Source organism: Nocardiopsis nanhaiensis, assembly GCF_054778635.1.
Genome location: NZ_BAAGZJ010000030.1, coordinates 66,510 through 81,168, shown reverse-complemented (window position 1 = coordinate 81,168; position 14,659 = coordinate 66,510). Strand labels below are relative to the sequence as shown.

The 14,659-nt window shown below is 66.2% G+C and carries 15 protein-coding genes and 1 pseudogene; 7 read left to right on the top strand and 9 right to left on the bottom strand.

What is annotated here, in order from left to right; all coding sequences use genetic code 11:
* The first annotated feature begins 252 nt into the window (after positions 1-252).
* The 4 genes from ACYVD1_RS16375 to ACYVD1_RS16360 all read left to right on the top strand — a co-directional run bounded on the left by ACYVD1_RS16375 (position 253) and on the right by ACYVD1_RS16360 (position 2,609).
* On the top strand, positions 253-1,080 hold the full coding sequence (locus ACYVD1_RS16375; protein WP_460773089.1) for a helix-turn-helix domain-containing protein: 828 nt from the start codon (positions 253-255) through the stop codon (positions 1,078-1,080).
* Positions 1,073-1,249 (top strand): DUF397 domain-containing protein, encoded by a 177-nt coding sequence (locus ACYVD1_RS16370; RefSeq protein ID WP_460773087.1) that lies wholly within the window; start codon positions 1,073-1,075, stop codon positions 1,247-1,249. Before ACYVD1_RS16375 ends, ACYVD1_RS16370 begins: the two co-directional genes overlap by 8 nt.
* A 99-nt stretch (positions 1,250-1,348) precedes the next feature.
* Entirely contained in the window at positions 1,349-1,744 is a 396-nt protein-coding gene (locus tag ACYVD1_RS16365; RefSeq protein WP_460773084.1) for a DUF397 domain-containing protein, read from the top strand.
* Between the two features lie 64 nt (positions 1,745-1,808).
* A complete protein-coding gene (locus ACYVD1_RS16360) occupies positions 1,809-2,609 on the top strand; it encodes a hypothetical protein (protein ID WP_460773081.1) in 801 nt (266 codons plus the stop codon).
* Positions 2,610-2,732: 123 nt separating this feature from the next.
* On the opposite strand, the gene ACYVD1_RS16355 is transcribed toward ACYVD1_RS16360, so the two are convergent.
* The 4 genes from ACYVD1_RS16355 to speD form a co-directional block, all read right to left on the bottom strand.
* The gene (locus ACYVD1_RS16355; RefSeq protein ID WP_460773078.1) at positions 2,733-3,182 is read right to left on the bottom strand and encodes a GNAT family N-acetyltransferase; all 450 of its coding nucleotides are present in this window, start codon (positions 3,180-3,182) and stop codon (positions 2,733-2,735) included.
* A gap of 174 nt (positions 3,183-3,356) precedes the next feature.
* Positions 3,357-4,133 carry a protein kinase gene (locus ACYVD1_RS16350; protein WP_460773075.1) on the bottom strand — a complete coding sequence of 259 codons (777 nt, stop codon included), beginning with the start codon at positions 4,131-4,133 and terminating at the stop codon, positions 3,357-3,359.
* Between the two features lie 159 nt (positions 4,134-4,292).
* Positions 4,293-4,943 carry a class I SAM-dependent methyltransferase gene (locus tag ACYVD1_RS16345; RefSeq protein WP_460773073.1) on the bottom strand — a complete coding sequence of 217 codons (651 nt, stop codon included), beginning with the start codon at positions 4,941-4,943 and terminating at the stop codon, positions 4,293-4,295.
* A 75-nt stretch (positions 4,944-5,018) separates the two neighbouring features.
* On the bottom strand, positions 5,019-5,372 hold the full coding sequence (gene speD, locus ACYVD1_RS16340) for an S-adenosylmethionine decarboxylase (protein ID WP_460773071.1): 354 nt from the start codon (positions 5,370-5,372) through the stop codon (positions 5,019-5,021).
* A gap of 333 nt (positions 5,373-5,705) precedes the next feature.
* Between speD and ACYVD1_RS16335 the strand changes: the two genes are divergently transcribed.
* Complete coding sequence (locus ACYVD1_RS16335) at positions 5,706-6,896, top strand: M20 family metallopeptidase (protein WP_460773069.1); 1,191 nt, start codon at positions 5,706-5,708, stop codon at positions 6,894-6,896.
* Between the two features lie 461 nt (positions 6,897-7,357).
* Here ACYVD1_RS16335 and ACYVD1_RS16330 read toward each other — a convergent pair whose 3' ends face one another.
* Together ACYVD1_RS16330 and fxlM are read right to left on the bottom strand one after the other, a co-directional pair.
* Positions 7,358-8,176, bottom strand: coding sequence for an SAM-dependent methyltransferase (locus ACYVD1_RS16330; RefSeq protein WP_460773067.1), 819 nt, complete (start codon positions 8,174-8,176; stop codon positions 7,358-7,360).
* A 522-nt stretch (positions 8,177-8,698) separates the two neighbouring features.
* A complete protein-coding gene (fxlM, locus tag ACYVD1_RS16325; protein WP_460773064.1) occupies positions 8,699-9,973 on the bottom strand; it encodes a methyltransferase, FxLD system in 1,275 nt (424 codons plus the stop codon).
* Between the two features lie 217 nt (positions 9,974-10,190).
* Between fxlM and ACYVD1_RS16320 the strand changes: the two genes are divergently transcribed.
* The gene (locus ACYVD1_RS16320) at positions 10,191-10,988 is read left to right on the top strand and encodes a class I SAM-dependent methyltransferase (RefSeq protein WP_460773061.1); all 798 of its coding nucleotides are present in this window, start codon (positions 10,191-10,193) and stop codon (positions 10,986-10,988) included.
* 286 nt (positions 10,989-11,274) lie between these two features.
* Here ACYVD1_RS16320 and ACYVD1_RS16315 read toward each other — a convergent pair.
* Both ACYVD1_RS16315 and ACYVD1_RS16310 read right to left on the bottom strand, forming a co-directional pair.
* Positions 11,275-12,070 (bottom strand): annotated as a pseudogene (locus tag ACYVD1_RS16315) (IS982 family transposase).
* Between the two features lie 364 nt (positions 12,071-12,434).
* Positions 12,435-12,878 carry a hypothetical protein gene (locus tag ACYVD1_RS16310; protein WP_460773058.1) on the bottom strand — a complete coding sequence of 148 codons (444 nt, stop codon included), beginning with the start codon at positions 12,876-12,878 and terminating at the stop codon, positions 12,435-12,437.
* Positions 12,879-12,989: 111 nt separating this feature from the next.
* On the opposite strand from ACYVD1_RS16310, the gene ACYVD1_RS16305 reads away from it, so the two are divergent.
* On the top strand, positions 12,990-13,241 hold the full coding sequence (locus ACYVD1_RS16305; RefSeq protein ID WP_460773093.1) for a hypothetical protein: 252 nt from the start codon (positions 12,990-12,992) through the stop codon (positions 13,239-13,241).
* 253 nt (positions 13,242-13,494) lie between these two features.
* On the opposite strand, the gene ACYVD1_RS16300 is transcribed toward ACYVD1_RS16305, so the two are convergent.
* On the bottom strand, positions 13,495-14,514 hold the full coding sequence (locus ACYVD1_RS16300) for a methyltransferase domain-containing protein (protein WP_460773091.1): 1,020 nt from the start codon (positions 14,512-14,514) through the stop codon (positions 13,495-13,497).
* Positions 14,515-14,659 lie beyond the last annotated feature (145 nt).

The following is a 14,659-nucleotide window of genomic DNA, read 5'->3' as shown; positions in this document are numbered from 1 at the left end:
CGGACGGCTCGAACACCTGCGCGGCTCCGCACTCGGGTTCCGCAACCTGACCAACTACATCGCCCGAAGCCTGCTCGAGACCGGCGGCTTCGGACCCCAACTCCTACACCCCCGATTGGGATGAGCCGTGAAACCAGTGCCACAAGAGCCTTCGCCCGATGGCCTATAGATTGAATACATGGCATAGATTCTTGCCGCGGTGGCGAACTCCCTGTGAAGTCAGTGATATTCTGGCGAAGTGAAGGGAGTGTCATGGGCAGGAAGGCACCAGATCCTGCGTGGTCTGCGTTCGGTCAAGCCATGAAGGAGCACCGCGGGAATGCCTCCCCGAAGCTTCGTCAAGCCGAGGCAGCCCGGAAGGTGGGAGTAGCCGCGAGTCACTACTCCAATTGGGAGAACGGAGTCCGTAGGCCCGAGGAGAGGTACGTTCTCAGGATCGACGAGGTGCTCAACGCAAACGGGAACATCGTCGCGGAATGGGAGAAGGCCAGCAGGCAGGCTCATGCCCCGATGAGGTTCGTTGAACTGCCGGTCCTAGAGGAAACGGCTCTCGAAATACGCGAATACCAACCCCTGTTGATACCTGGCTTGGTGCAGACCGAAGCGTACGCCCATGCGATGTTCGAGGACATTTTCCCGGGCATGGGACAGCACCGGATCGACCACATGGTGCAGGCGCGGATGACCCGCCAGAAGGTCCTAGAGAAGGATCCACGGCCACTGATCATCCTCATCATCACTGAGGCTGTCTTGCACCAGGAAGTCGGCGGGCGCGGCAAAGCCTTGCTCCGTGACCAGTGGCGGCGGCTGTTGGCCGATGCTGAGACCGGTAAGGTACGTGTGCAGATCATCCCCCGGGAGACCGGGCGCCACTATGGGAGTGGCGGACCGTTCCGTCTGTACACCTTCTCTGGGAAGCCGCCCGTGGCTTCTGCGGAGTACATGACCGGGGAGACGGTGATCTCTGACGCTGACCGCTATCGGGAGTGCGCGACCAGTTTCGGTCTACTTCAAGGCGAGGCTCTCCCAGAGGCAGTCAGTCTCCGGATGCTGCATGGAATGGTGGACGACGATGAATGATGAACGGCCCTGGCACAAGGCCAGCTACAGCAGCGGCAGCGGTAGCTGCGTAGAGGTAGCGGAAGGCGAGGTAACCGGGGTTCGGGACACCCAGAACCGGACCTTGGGACACCTCGACGTACCCGCCACTGAATGGACCGCCCTGATCAGCGCGGTCTGCGGCAAGTAACACCCCACAGTTAACGGGCCCCGCCAAACGAGGTGGCGGGGCCCGATCGCGTCCGGATCCTCCAAGCTACCCCTTGTACATGCTCATAGTAGGAGCGACATGACCGACCAGCACACCCGTCAGGACCTGCCGCCCGAAGCTATGGGCAACGAGAAGTGGCACGACACTACTGACGCGCTCTGGATGCGCTCGTCCCTGTCCAACCCGGACGCTGAAGCCATCGTGGAGGTCGCCGAGTTCGACGACGGCTACCGCGCCGTGCGCGACGGCAAGGCACCGGAGAAGGGCATCCTGTTCTTCACCCCCGCCGAGTGGGAAGCCTTCGTCCTGGGTGCCCGCGATGGCGAGTTCGACATCCCGGAGGAGTACCTGTCCGAGCAGGAGATCGCGATCCAACGCGGGCAGACCGAGGTCGAAGTAAAGTGGGTGCCCTCCCCGCTGAACCCTTCTGAGGTCCTGGAGGCCTACGAGCGCCGCCAGGCCGCCAAGAACTGACCACCCTCTGGGGGTTCTGCTTCCCCGTAGCAACCATCCCCTTCCTCACGACAGGCTGTGACACATGACACCACCGCCAGACCCTTCGGGAGCTGCACCCACCGCTGACCCCCCGCCGGACCGGTCCCTGGCACTCCACCGCAAGTGGGGCACGGACAGGGTGCGGGTCAGCTTCGGCCAAGAAGAAAGTGACATCATCGGGGTAATCGAGCAGCCTGACCCGGAGATCGGGCTGCTGCCGATCCAGATAGCGCCGGGAGCTCAGGTCTCGATCGATCCCCGACAGGTCGTCGCGGTCAGCGCGGCCGAGGAAGCCCACGAAGGGCAAGGTGTTTCCTCCTGGCTGAAGCTCCGTTACCAGCTGGACCAATCCGTCCTAGACCAGTGCCAAGCTTACGCCGCTGCTGCCCGCGCGGTCACCCTGCACCAGTGCGGTCTGGCAGTCGAGGGAATCGAGTTCGACCCCAGGGCCGCCCGGGAAAGCCTCGGGCAGGTGCGTCTTGCCCGGGAAACTATGGACGCCCAGCTCACCGCTGTGCACCAGATCGCAGGGCTCCAGGCCGTGCTGCGCCTGCTCGCGGAGGTGGGGGTTGAGGAGCGGATCCGTATCGCGATGGAGCTCGCGTATGCCTACCCCGTTGATCAAACCGTGGCTGACCTTCAGCGTCGCGGCTGGCTCGTGCTGCGCTCCCAAGCTCAACGGGACGCACTCTCACTGCTGGAGCAGCCCCAGGTGTGGGAGGCGGTGGGCCGCCTCGCGCAGAGGTTGATTTCTGACCGTGGTGCGCAGAGCCTGGACCGCGACCAGATCAGTGAGCTCCTTGACCAGCTGAGGGTCGACTACCAGGTATGGACGCCGCCGTGATCGTAAAGCAGGCTCACCCCGCATGGTGTCCGGACCATGCGGCGGCCCCGAGACTTATCCGATGCGACTCACCGATGCTTGCGGGGGTGTCTGCGCAGGTTCGACCGAACTGCTGCGCGGCTGCTAGGTCCACCGTCCCAGCGCCGCTACCTCCTCACCGAGGTCGTCCACCGGCGTGAACCCGCACGCGCGGAAGAACTCCGCCCTCTCAGGAGCATGCCCGCCCTGCTTGGGGACGAGAAACACCCAGCTGATCTCCTCGGCGCGCGCCATACGCATGAACGCCTCGACCAGCGCGCTGCCCACACCCAGCTGCCGCCACTCGTGGTCTACAACCACGGCAAGGATGTAGCCGTGCGGTGGCGGGGCCGGCGCGCCGGGACCCCCGTAGACCCCATCGAGCACACCCTCAAGCACGCCCACGACGTGGCCGGCATCGAGCGCGACCAGCACCACCGCACCGTCGGGCCAGTGCCCCTGGGCGTAGCCCCTGGTGTCGAAGTGCGGGGCTGCGCGCCCGATAAGGTCGGCGATTCCCAGGCCATCGCGGGGTACAGCAGCACGCACACGCATAGCCGCATCCTCCCCCGGCACCCGGCCTGGGCCAAGGAGGCGCACCCGCGCCTACGTCGAGCATCGCGCGGGGTGGACTCCCGACCCTGGGGGATGGTGGGAGCAACCGGGGGAGTCTCAACGTAGGCCTCCACCAACCCGGTGGAGGCCTACGCCCTGAGCTGCGACCTTCGGTCAGCTCAGATGCTCAGCCCAGGCGTCGGCGGCATCAGCCATCGCCGTAAGCCACTGTTCTTCCGGCCAACGCTTCGCGAAGGAGTCCTGCATTCGGGCGGTGACCGCCGCGCACACCCGCAACTCCTCCGCTGTAGCAGCCGACCACGCAGTAGTCTGCTCCACCCAGGTCTGCGCCCCCTTCGGCGAGTGGCCGGCCGAGACCAGCTGCACCGCCAAACTCGTCGGCATGAGCGCCGCCGAAGCACACGTGGGCCACTCCCAGTCCACCACCCACGCCCGCCCCTGGCCGTCGACCAGGATGTTCCGGCCGTGAAGATCGGCGTGGGTGAGCGCCTGTCCGCGCAGGTACGGAATCTCCTCGGGGGTAGCAAACCGGTCCCAGCGTGTGTCCACCCAGTCCTGAGCCACGGCCGGTAGACCGAGTGCGGTGATGCGGTCCAGGGCCTGCACGAGTACCGCAAGGTCGGCCGAATCCGGCGTGAAGTCGGTGGGGCGTGCGTTAAGTGCGTCGACGCCGATCACCACCCACGTGGGGTCTTCGGCGCAGAACCGGAAGGCGGGAGCCACACCGGCCAAGAAAGGTCCGACCAGAGCCTCCCGGCGAGCAGCATCCAGGTGGCCACCCTCACGGTTGGGGGTCGCTTTCACGAAGAACCGGCCGAGCTTGGCCTCGACCAGGGCGGTGGTGGAGACCCCGAAGCCACCCTCGATCGGCTCCACCGAGGAAATCTGACCGGTATGGGGATGGATAAGATCGATGATGCGCGTGTCCATCTGCGTCTCCTCAGTGCCGTGGGCCGCAGCCGGACAGCGGACCGCAGGGTCTGCACACATCCTTGCCCGGGCTACAGGGGACAGGGGTGGGCAAGCGGGTCCTTCTCGCCCGCCTTGATCCTCGCACGCGCCGGGGCTGTACCGGCGCTGTTCGCGATATCAGCGGTGAGCCACCCCGATCAGAGTGCCCACGTGGTCCGCCTCCGGTGCTGGCTCCACCCACACCCGAGCCCCGGTGAAACCTGCCACCTGGAGCAGCTCCTCCCAGACCTGCGGCTCATACGCCCATCGGTGAACGCCTACATCCCGGCCCCGAAATCCATTCGCGTACATGCCCTGCACCCCGTAGGCGCCGGTGACGGCTGGGGCGTGCGCGAACACCAATCGGCCGCCACGGGTGAGCCTGGCGTGCACCAGGGGCAAAAGCACCGTCGGGTCGGTGAACCAGATCGCACCCCATACCGAGTAGATCGCATCCCACCGCTGCTCGGCTCCTCCCAGAAACTCGATCGCGTCGCCCTGGTGGAAGCGGGTTCCCAATGGCCCCCACCGCTCCCGCGCCTGCTGCACCTGGGCGGGGGAGATGTCGATGCCTTCGGCTTTGACCCCCTCACGCGCGAGCGAGGCGACCTCGATCCCGCGGCCGCACCCCAGTTCCAATGCAGTGGCAGGATCGCCGAGAAGGTCCGTCCCGGGGCCGTGCCCATCCCACTGGGTCCACCCGAACGCCGTATCCAGATCGGGTTCGGTGGTGATGCCTTTCGCGTACCGGTCCCAGTATTCAAGCAGGTTGGTGGTGGGGTTGGTCATGAGTGGTCCTCGTGGGTCGGATGGTCAGGACCGACCCACGGTAGCTGCGAAGTGGGGGTGGCGTCCGTGGGCCGCTCAGGCGGCTACAGGCACCGGGTTCGGGTTCCATCGGGGGATGCTTCGGATGGTGGTGTGTTGAGCCCCGAACAGGGCCAACAGGGGTTCTATCGCTGTCGCGGGTTCGGTGTCGGCACGGCAGGAGACTAGGTCGACTTGGACCACGTGATGTTCAGGCCATGTGGATACGACCAGGTGGGATTCGGCCAACGCCATCATGTAGGTGATGCCGTGGTCGGGGTACTGGACGGGGGCATCCAGAAGCACCCGCACTCCGAGCCGTTGCGCGGTGGCGTGCATGGCCTCCCCGATGTCCTGGGGATCGGGCGCGGGCGTGGTGCAAAGGCTCAAGTCGATAGCCAAGCAGATCATGCAGCTTCTCCGATCGGCGTGCCGGGGATGAGGGCGGCGAGGTGGTCAACGGTGTAGCATCGGCCTCATCCGCCCCGAGCAGGACACGCCCGAACGGTTCTTCGTCGCCTCCGAGCACGCCGCCGTCGTCCCCATCCCCTCCCTCACCAGCGCCTACGGGTTCGACTCCGGTGTGCTGCTGGGCCCGCAGTCCGCCGCACGGCTCCTGGACCACGCCCGCCAGTGCTACGCCGCCGCCACACGGGTAGAAACCCCCGACGCCCTGGACCAGCTCGATCCCACTGCCTCACACCACCGGGACCCCGCATGATCGCCCCTTACACTTCACCCGCTTTGCGCCGAGCCCAGGCCGACCTGGACTCGGTCCTGGCGTTGACCCGGGACCTGGTGCGCATCCCCACCCGCGGCGGGAGCGACACCTACGACGACGCCATCGCCCACCTGAGCGGTTGGATGGACGAGCACGATCTACACCCCAAGGTGCTGAGCGATGGCACCGGCGCGGCCGTCGCCCTCACCGCGCGTGTCCACGGCCAGCACCCGGGACCAACGTGGGTGCTGGACGCCTGTCTGGACACCGCGCCGTTCGGCGATGAGGCAGCCTGGACACACCCGCCCACCAGCGGCGCGGTACAGGACGGCTGGCTGTGGGGCCGCGGAGCCGCCGACTCCAAGGTCGCGGTCGCTATGTTCTGCCACCTGGCCGCGCACATACGAACCCAAGCCGAGTCCCTGCGCGGGGACCTGGCGCTCCTGTTCGACCTGGACGAACACACCGGCAACTTCGGCGGGGCCAAACGCTACTTCGCCGCACAGGACACTCCCACCGACATCGGCGGGGTCATGATCGGCTACCCCGGCATGGACAAGCTCGTCATCGGCGGGCGGGGCGTGTACCGGGTGCGGCTGCGGGTGCACGGCGTGGCCTCGCACTCGGGCGGAAGCCGGTCGACGGCCAACGCCATCAGCAAGGCCTCCGCGATGATCCGGGCGCTGGAAGGTGAGCCGCTGCCGGGGCCGGCCGACGGATTCGGGCCAGGCAAGCTGACCGTGACCGCGATCGAGGCAGGGCAGGGCTTCTCGGTGGTGCCGGACCTGTGCACGGTCAACGTGGACGTGCGCACCACTGCGGCCTTCACAGAAGACGAGGCCGCAGATCTCGTGGCCGCGGTGGTGGCCAAGGTCGATGCGGACTGGCCGGACACCGCACCGACCCTGGTGGAGGCGCACACCCGTTGGCCTGCCTACGCTCTGCCGGAGGAATCGCCTCTACGGTCGGCTCTGGTGGGGGCTGCCGCCGCGCACGGAGTTCAGGTGGAAGCGAGAGTCGCGGGGCCGTCGAACATCGGCAACTACCTCGCCGGACACGGGATCCCGGCCACGGCCGGATTCGGCCCCGTCTACGAGGGGCTGCACGCTGACAACGAACGAGTGCTCCTAGACACCGTTCCCATCGCACAGGCAGTGTACGAACAGGCGATACACACTCTCATGTCGCGAAGAACACCTGGCGTGACCGCCTGAGCGCAGCCTCCTGCTTCTAGCCTTGTGATCCTCGTCCCCAACCCGGCGCCTCACAGACCCGCGCCGATCGGCGTGTAGGTCAGCACCCCGATGCCCGGGACACCGGCCAGGGACCGGGCCAGCGACCATACAGCGTCGGGAACACCGCTGTGGCAGGTCAACCGGCCTGTGCGCCGTTGGTCTGCTTGGAGGGCCTCACCGGCCCGTCCAGCGGTTGTCGAGCGGCAGGTGGGTGTGGAAGCAGCCGTAGTTTCCACTGGATTCCGCCAGGTGCGCCTGAGCGGGCCGCGGTGCCGCGGTCAGGAGTAGACCCCAAACCCCTGCGACGGCAGCCCCGGCCGTAGAGGTACTGCCGGGCGTTGGAGGGCCCAACACCCACCTGCCCACCCGGTACCAGAAGGAAAGCGGGCGCGTCCTTACCTGGTGGTGGCCGAGCACGCCTGATGCATTCTGGGAACGGATCAGGACTTTCGGGCCACTCCGCAGAAGTCGTCCACCTCGATGACCCTGCCTACCTCAATAGCGTTGGGCTGCCACTGGGTCACCGACACCACGCCCGGCTCCATAAGGTCAAGCCCGTCGAAGAACTTCTCGATCTTCTCCGGAGTGCGGTTCACGCGCGGGTTCTGGCCGCTCTCGTTCCATTGCCGCACCATCTCCTCCATCGTCTCGGTGTGGATGACGTTGGTGTCGTCGTAAAGGACGAGGTAGCTCCCAGACGGCAGGGCCGCCACGAGCTGGCGGACGAGGGAATATGCCTGGTCATCGTCGGTGATGTGGCCGACAATCCCCATGAGCATCAGGGCGATGGGCTGCTCGAAGTCAAGCGTCTTGCCAGCTTCGCGCAGGATCAGCTCCGGCTCGCGCAGATCCGCGTCGATGTAGTCGGTCGCACCCTCCGGTGTGCCCACGAGTAGGGCTCGCGCGTGGGCCAGGACGAGCGGGTCGTGGTCGGTGTAGACGATGCGCGACTCGGGGGCGATCGACTGGGCTACCTCATGGGTGTTGTTCGCGGTGGGCAAGCCGGTACCCACGTCGAGGAACTGGCGAATTCCCACGTCCCGGGTCAGATGGGTGACCGCGCGCACGAGGAAGGCGCGGGCGGCTACGGCGATTTCCACGATGTGGGGGTTGGTCCTGCGGATCTCCTCACCTACAGCCTGGTCGACCGGGTAGTTATCCTTTCCGCCCAGCCAGTAGTTCCAGACACGCGCCGATTGGGGTACGGAGGTGTCCAAGTGGGGGCGAGGAGGCTCAGCGGGCGCGTTGTTGTTCGTCATAACGGTCCCATCGGTTGGGGGTAGGGAGGGATACCAGATTATCCAGCCGGTGCCGGAGAATCGCCGGGAAGGAGAGCGTCGGGTTCGTTGCCAGGTGGGGGCGCACAGGGTCGGTGCCCGCCCAGGGGCAGGCCAGTTAACCCATCCTTCCCTGATCCCCGTGGAGACCCGCGAAGTTGGTGTGGCGCGGCCGGCGCGTCCAAAGCGTCTGGCCGGAGACGTCCCGCACGTAGATGTCGGAGTCGGCGGACTGTGCGCCTAACAGGCGAGGATGGGTATGTGCGCGCTCTGGCACCGAAGCCGAAAATCTCGCCGAGCAGGCAGCTCTACACCCAGCGCAACTGAGCTCTTGAACGACAACCCCGGCACCATCGTGGGTGCCGGGTGAAGTGGCGGGCCAGGCGGCGGATCCTGACTGTCCCGGCCGCGTTGAGGTCCTCGATGACCACCGTGCCGTAGTCACACTCAGACTGGTGGTGAGCCGGTGCAGCGCCCCGCAACAGAACGAGCCGTCCCTGGTGTTTAGGTGGCTGGGCCGGACCAGGACAGCACGATCCGGGTCTGCGGCTTGTCCACCACATAGCCGCTGGGAAGGTCAGCATTGGCCGCACTGACCGGGTAAACATGCATCTGCGGTCGCAGCCGACCGCGCACATGATGGTTCCATATGCGCAACCGCTCGGCTAGGAGATCGGCCAGGCGCTGGGCGTCGGGGCCGTGGGCGAATGCGCCGAACTCCAGTGTGTGGCCGTCGTCGGCGACGGGTCGCAGCTTGGCACGATAGGCCAGGCTCGCTCCGTCTACCAGCGCCGGGGTCCCCAGGCGCCAGGACGGTTCCACTACTGCTTGGTCTAGGGCGCCCTGGGTGGCGGTGAGCACGCACGCCCCGTCCAGGGTGGTCGCCAGCCACAGGTCCTGATCCCCGAAGGGCTCTCCGCGCTTGCGGGTCACGCCCGTCCACGCTTGAGCGCGGGGCGAAGAAATCGCGGCTTCGATCGCCAGAGTCTCGATGTGAGGGCCCTCGTCAGTCCACAATGTGACGGCCCCGTCCTGCAGGTCGATCCGGTTGCGCTGATGGTGGCCCACTCCCTGTATCGGTACGAACCCGCACATCAGGTGGGATCGGCTGACCAGCCGGTCGCCGTCGCGGTCCAGGGCCCAGGACCGCATCAGGGCCCGTGTACGCAGCGGCACGACCATTCGCCCCGTTGGGGACAACTGCTCGATCCAGGACGCAGGGATATCCTCAGCTCCCACGGTGACTATCAACCGGTCGTAGGGACCAAACTCGGCAGCGGCGAATGCTCCGTCTCCGCACACGGTGCGGACCAGACGGTACCCGGCCCGGTCCAGGCTCTGCCGTGCGCGGTCCACGACCTCCGCGTCGATGTCCATCGTGGTCACTTCACCCTCCGGGCCGACCAACTCGGCCAACAGGGCTGCGTTGTAGCCGCCGCTGCCGACTTCCAACACGCGCTGGCCAGGTTCCACACCGAGTTGGCCGAGCATGCCGACGATGGTCGTTGGCGCGGAGACCGCGCTGAGGTTGACCCCGCGCTCGTCGGTCTTGGTGATGACCGGTCCGTCGGCGTAGGCGGCCTCCAGTTCGCAACCGGGTGTGAATAGGTGCCGCGGTACTGTGCGCAGGGCGCGTTCCACCGCTGGCGGGAGCGGGGCGCCGAGTTTGCGTTGGCCTTCCTTGATGCGCTCAACCATCGTCGCGCGCAGCGACTCGGCGTCGGGAGTCAGGGGCGGTGCGACGGCGTGGGTGTCGGGGGCCGTGCGGTGGCTGTTCATGCCACGATCGTGGCACGAGAAATCTGGTGCATGCAGCGGAACCGGATCGTGGATCTCGTCACTTTGTGTATCAATACTGGTGCCGAAAGTGTCCATAGTTCTCGCTAGGGCGGGGCGGCGGCCATGCTAGACCTGTTCGGCTACCGATGGCCGGCGGCCCCTCGCGATGGCCCCGACCTGAACTCGTCCGCGGCCTTGACCAGGAACACTAGAGACCATGAGCCACCACGACCCAGCGGCACTCTTCGCTTCGACCGCGCCCTACTACCATCACCGAGCTGGGTACGACCCGAAGCTCTATGACCTGCTCACTTATCGCTTCGCCCTAGGCCGCACCACTCGGGTGATGGACCTGGGTACCGGCATCGGGGTCCTTGCCCTTCCCTTGGCCGAACGAGTCGGACAAGTCGTCGCGATCGACCCTGAGCCAGGGATGCTCGCCGAAGGCCGTGCCGCTGCCGAACGCCGCGGGTTGTTCAACATCACCTGGATCCAGGGCGACTCCACCACCATGCCCCACATGCAGCTGGCGCCGGTACACCTCGTGGTGATGGGAGCGGCCTTCCACTGGATGGATCGCGACCAAATCCTTCAGGACCTCAACGCTCTTGTGGAGCCGGACGGTGGGGTAGTGCTGGCTTCAGGCGGTGCACCGGGTGATATCGACCCACCGGACTGGAAGGCCGTGGTCGACGAGGTTCGGATCAGCTATCTCGGGCCTCAGCGACGAGCTGGCAAGGGCACCTACAGTCACCCCAAGGAGCGGCACGAGCAGGTCTTGGCCCGCTCTCCCTTCTCAACCGTGGAGAAGCACTCATGGGACCGCACCGTCACCCGCACCCTGAGCGAAGTCGTGAATCTCCAGTACTCCTACAGCTACTCCAGCCCTGCCCAATTGGGCCCTGACCAAGCAGCCTTTGACGCTGATCTACGCGCGGCCCTCTCCAAGCACACTCCGGATGGTGTGTTCCACGAGCGTGTACGAACCGAAGCCATCATTGCCACCCGCCCTTGAGGGGGCATGGCGGGACTCACTGGGTGTTTCGTGTCGAGTGCGATGGAGGCTCTAGCGACACGACTGCCGTTGCTGACCGATGCCGCCCGGGGCGAGGAGGGGACTGTGAGCGCCCCGCAAACTGTGCTTCTACGGCGAGGACAGGGGCGGGCCAGTTTTAGCCCAGTCCTGCAGCAGCGTTTCGGGGGCTACACCAGAGTCCACGGCTTCGGAAAAGGTCTCCTGTGCGCTCGCGATCGCCGTGTCTATCCCGTTCGCCCGCCCCTAGATGAGTAATTCCAAGGGGTCAGTGATCGTAGGTCGTCAACGAGCGTAGGACCGGCTGGCCGGTGTGGTCGTTGTGCCAGACCGCGGCGGTCAGCGCCAAGATGCGTTGGAGCACCCGGGCGATCATCCCGCCCGGGGTGCGCCCGCCGTGCCGCTCCAGATCCAACTGGCCCTTGAAGGTCTGGTTGATCGACTCGATGACCTGCCGCAACGGCCGGAACAACGCTGCTCCGGCCCGTGAGGGCTCGCCCTTGCGGGCCGGACACAACAGGTTCAGGCCCGCTTGGGCCAGGAAACGCTCGAAGTCGCGCCCGTAGTAGTTCTTGTCCGCGATCAGCACTTGGCCGGGCCGAGGGGCGACCAGGTCGGCATCGTCTTCGAACATCCCCATTAGGGTGGTGCGCTCGTCGGCTTTGGCTCCGGTCAGGGCGAAAGCGATAGGGAGCCCGCTCAGGGTGCACACCAGGTGCAACGGGAGCCCCCAGAAGAACCGGAAGTGGGAGGCGCAGTATCCGTACTGGGCCCATCCGGCCAGGTCGGAGCGTTTGACGGTCTCGCGGGAGCGTGCGCACTCCACGACGGTGGAGTCCACCACCCACACGTCGTCGCTCCAGACGCTGGTGTCGGTGGCCAAAGAGCGGATCAGAGTGCGGATCAACCCGGCTGCTTTGCGTAGGCGTGATGAGGTCGGCGTCGGACAGGCGGGGTTGGAAGCCGATCTGTGGCCGCAAGGGGGACAGGTCCGGGCGGTATTTCAGGAGGCGTGCGGTCCTGGCATAGAGTGCTTGGGCGAGGGAGTTCAGGTGTTGCCTCACAACAAGACCATGGGCTCCCTCGCCTCATGATCAGACCACGCCCCTTGGAATCAGAATCCCGTTGGGCTCCCAGCATCCTCCTCCCACCAGGCGGGATCGAAGGCACTGGCTTGGACGAGGCGGTGGTGCTCCGGGGCGAGCTGTCGGCGGCGGGGTGCCGGGCGCCGCTTTCGAAATCATCGAATCGTTTTGACGGCTACCCCAGTGCCGCTGACTCGGACCGTCACCTGGTGTCTAGGCGCGGCACCGCCAGGGACTTGGGCCCTGGCGCTCGGACGGTCTCCAAACGCCGCGGGGAGAGCTGCATGAGCCTGTCGAGCTCGTGCGGGTTCAACAGCAAATAGTCAGAACGAGGGCGCCCCTGCTACTCCTGCACGGCGGTGGTCGTGCCGCTGGCGCGGGGAGCGGTACGGCCAAGGACGTCCTTGTCGTACCAGGCGGGGCTGTCCTGAGCATCAGGGTCCCACTCCCAGGCCGCGTGCAGGGCACGGGCCAGGACGGTGGAGTCGCGCCCGAAATAGCACCAACCGCCGCTCAGCGACGTCGGCAGGATCACGGGAGCACACACCACGCGGTAGTTGTAGCCCATCTCCAGCACCGAGACGACAGTGTCGTGGGTGTGCTTGACCTCGAAGACCCGCCATCGGTCCGGCCTGTAATGCAGTGCGCTACCGTCGCGCATCATCAAAGGCTCGTCGGGCTCCCAGGACGGGCTGATGTACAGCCCCTGATGTTCGTCCAGGTAGCGATTCCACTCGACTGTGCTGCGCACTGCCGCCCACGCATCGGGGGTCCAGATGTCAGGCATGACTGCGACGTTACTCGTCACAGACCGACGCACGCCACTGGCCGACTGTGCGAAGTTCCAGGCACTGACGACCGAGGTCCCCTCTGTCAGTTTGGGATGAAACACCCCCGCATGTCTGGACAGACAGAGACCACCAGGAGCACCAACCACATGACCAGCAAGAACACTGATTCGGCGGCCAAGCCGAAACGCCGGACCTTCTCTGCCGCCTACATGCTGCGCATCGTCGCCGAGCACGACGCCTGCACCACCGGCACGTTCTGGCAGGTCACCGACCTCACCAAGCTTCAGACCGACCTCCTCGCCAGGCTCGGTATCCCTCGTCCCAAGCAGGTCCTCGACCTTCAGCCCACGTCCCGCTGACCAGGGGGAACGTCACCGCCTAGAGAAACGCCCTCCAGACGGTCAAACCCATGTCCACACAGGTCAGGCACCAGATTCAGCGCTCCAGGACGCTGAATTACGCGGAACGCGGGTGGCTAGTTGCGCTTGAGAGCGCACAGACGCATTTCCGCGAAGCCCCAAGAACCGCCGAGGACAACGCCCAGGACTGGGTGTGCCCTTGTCCACGACTACTCCCCAACAGGTTTGGTGCAGGGCCCCAACGGCGCCACTCTCATCCCACGCGGAGCCGATCCCTCAACAGGTTGTGCGGTGTGTCCACCCACACCTGCAGGTCGCCTTCGACCGAGACGGTCACGCCGAGCCGATCGCGGCTTGGCTTCCCCGCTGCCTTCCAAACACGGTGAGCCTCGTCGACTTCCGCGCACAGATCGCGGGGGCCGCCCCGATGAGCCTCGAAATCGTCGTCGGTGGGCACGTACTCGACCAGGGCCCAGGAGCCGCGCCGGTCGTACAGGTACACGGTCGCCTCGCCGCTATCGTCCGCAGCGTGGTAGCGGACCGTGCTCAAGTGGGGAACGAGCGCCCCGATGGCCAGGGCCAGACCCCCACCTGGGTCAGCGTCGCAGACCGGCATGGGGTCGAAAGTGGTGCGGTACTCGATAGCGTCCGGAGCGTCTTCGTCAACGTACTCACGCCAGTCACCTCGGGGCACCCGCTGGTCGCGCATCCACATGAAAGGAGCGTTGCCGATGACTCGGCCGCGCGCGGTCTGGTCCTGCCCCACAGTCAGTCGGAGCAGGCCGGTGGTCGCAAACCCGGTTGCCCACGGGGTGACGATCACGCCGCCGGGCCGGGCCTGGGAGACCCACGCACCGGGGATGTCCTGGGCCGCGACCGTGGCCAGAACCCGATCGAAGGGGGCCCGCCCCGCAACACCGCAGGCGCCATCCCCCACCATCAGGTGCGGCTGGTAGCCGACTGCGGCCAGATTCGCTTCGGCCTGCCGGGCCAGGACCGGGTCGATCTCGATGGAGGTGACGTGTCCATCACCGAGACGCTCGCACAGGAGCGCACAATTGTACCCGGTCGCGGTACCGATCTCCAGCACACTCATGCCCTCGCCCACATCAAGGGCTTGGAGCATCTCCACGACTAGAGAGGGTTGAGAGGCCGAGGAAGTGGCCCGCTCACCCCGCCCGTCTGGGCGAAGAGGGCGGCCGTCATCGACCTGAGTGATGACTGAGACGTCATCGTAGGCCCAACGCGACCAGTTCGGATGCGAGCGGGGCACAGCGACCAGACGGCCATCGCCGGCGTCGAGGTCTTCTCCCCACACCGTGTTGGGAAGGAAGTCGTGCCGAGGCACCCTTTCCAGAGTTTGGCGCCAGGCCGGGTCGGAGAGGATGCCGCAATCAGCAAGGAGGGCAGCCAGCGCT

Excerpts from the sequence above, each read along its gene's own strand:
- ACYVD1_RS16330 (WP_460773067.1), bottom strand. The coding sequence starts at position 8,176 with ATGACGAACAACAACGCGCCCGCTGAGCCTCCTCGCCCCCACTTGGAC.
- ACYVD1_RS16345 (WP_460773073.1), bottom strand. The coding sequence starts at position 4,943 with ATGACCAACCCCACCACCAACCTGCTTGAATACTGGGACCGGTACGCG.
- ACYVD1_RS16365 (WP_460773084.1), top strand. The coding sequence starts at position 1,349 with ATGACCGACCAGCACACCCGTCAGGACCTGCCGCCCGAAGCTATGGGC.
- ACYVD1_RS16355 (WP_460773078.1), bottom strand. The coding sequence starts at position 3,182 with ATGCGTGTGCGTGCTGCTGTACCCCGCGATGGCCTGGGAATCGCCGAC.
- ACYVD1_RS16360 (WP_460773081.1), top strand. The coding sequence starts at position 1,809 with ATGACACCACCGCCAGACCCTTCGGGAGCTGCACCCACCGCTGACCCC.
- ACYVD1_RS16350 (WP_460773075.1), bottom strand. The coding sequence starts at position 4,133 with ATGGACACGCGCATCATCGATCTTATCCATCCCCATACCGGTCAGATT.
- ACYVD1_RS16310 (WP_460773058.1), bottom strand. The coding sequence starts at position 12,878 with ATGCCTGACATCTGGACCCCCGATGCGTGGGCGGCAGTGCGCAGCACA.
- ACYVD1_RS16320 (WP_460773061.1), top strand. The coding sequence starts at position 10,191 with ATGAGCCACCACGACCCAGCGGCACTCTTCGCTTCGACCGCGCCCTAC.
- speD (WP_460773071.1), bottom strand. The coding sequence starts at position 5,372 with ATGATCTGCTTGGCTATCGACTTGAGCCTTTGCACCACGCCCGCGCCC.
- ACYVD1_RS16305 (WP_460773093.1), top strand. The coding sequence starts at position 12,990 with ATGTCTGGACAGACAGAGACCACCAGGAGCACCAACCACATGACCAGC.
- ACYVD1_RS16370 (WP_460773087.1), top strand. The coding sequence starts at position 1,073 with ATGAATGATGAACGGCCCTGGCACAAGGCCAGCTACAGCAGCGGCAGC.
- ACYVD1_RS16375 (WP_460773089.1), top strand. The coding sequence starts at position 253 with ATGGGCAGGAAGGCACCAGATCCTGCGTGGTCTGCGTTCGGTCAAGCC.
- fxlM (WP_460773064.1), bottom strand. The coding sequence starts at position 9,973 with ATGAACAGCCACCGCACGGCCCCCGACACCCACGCCGTCGCACCGCCC.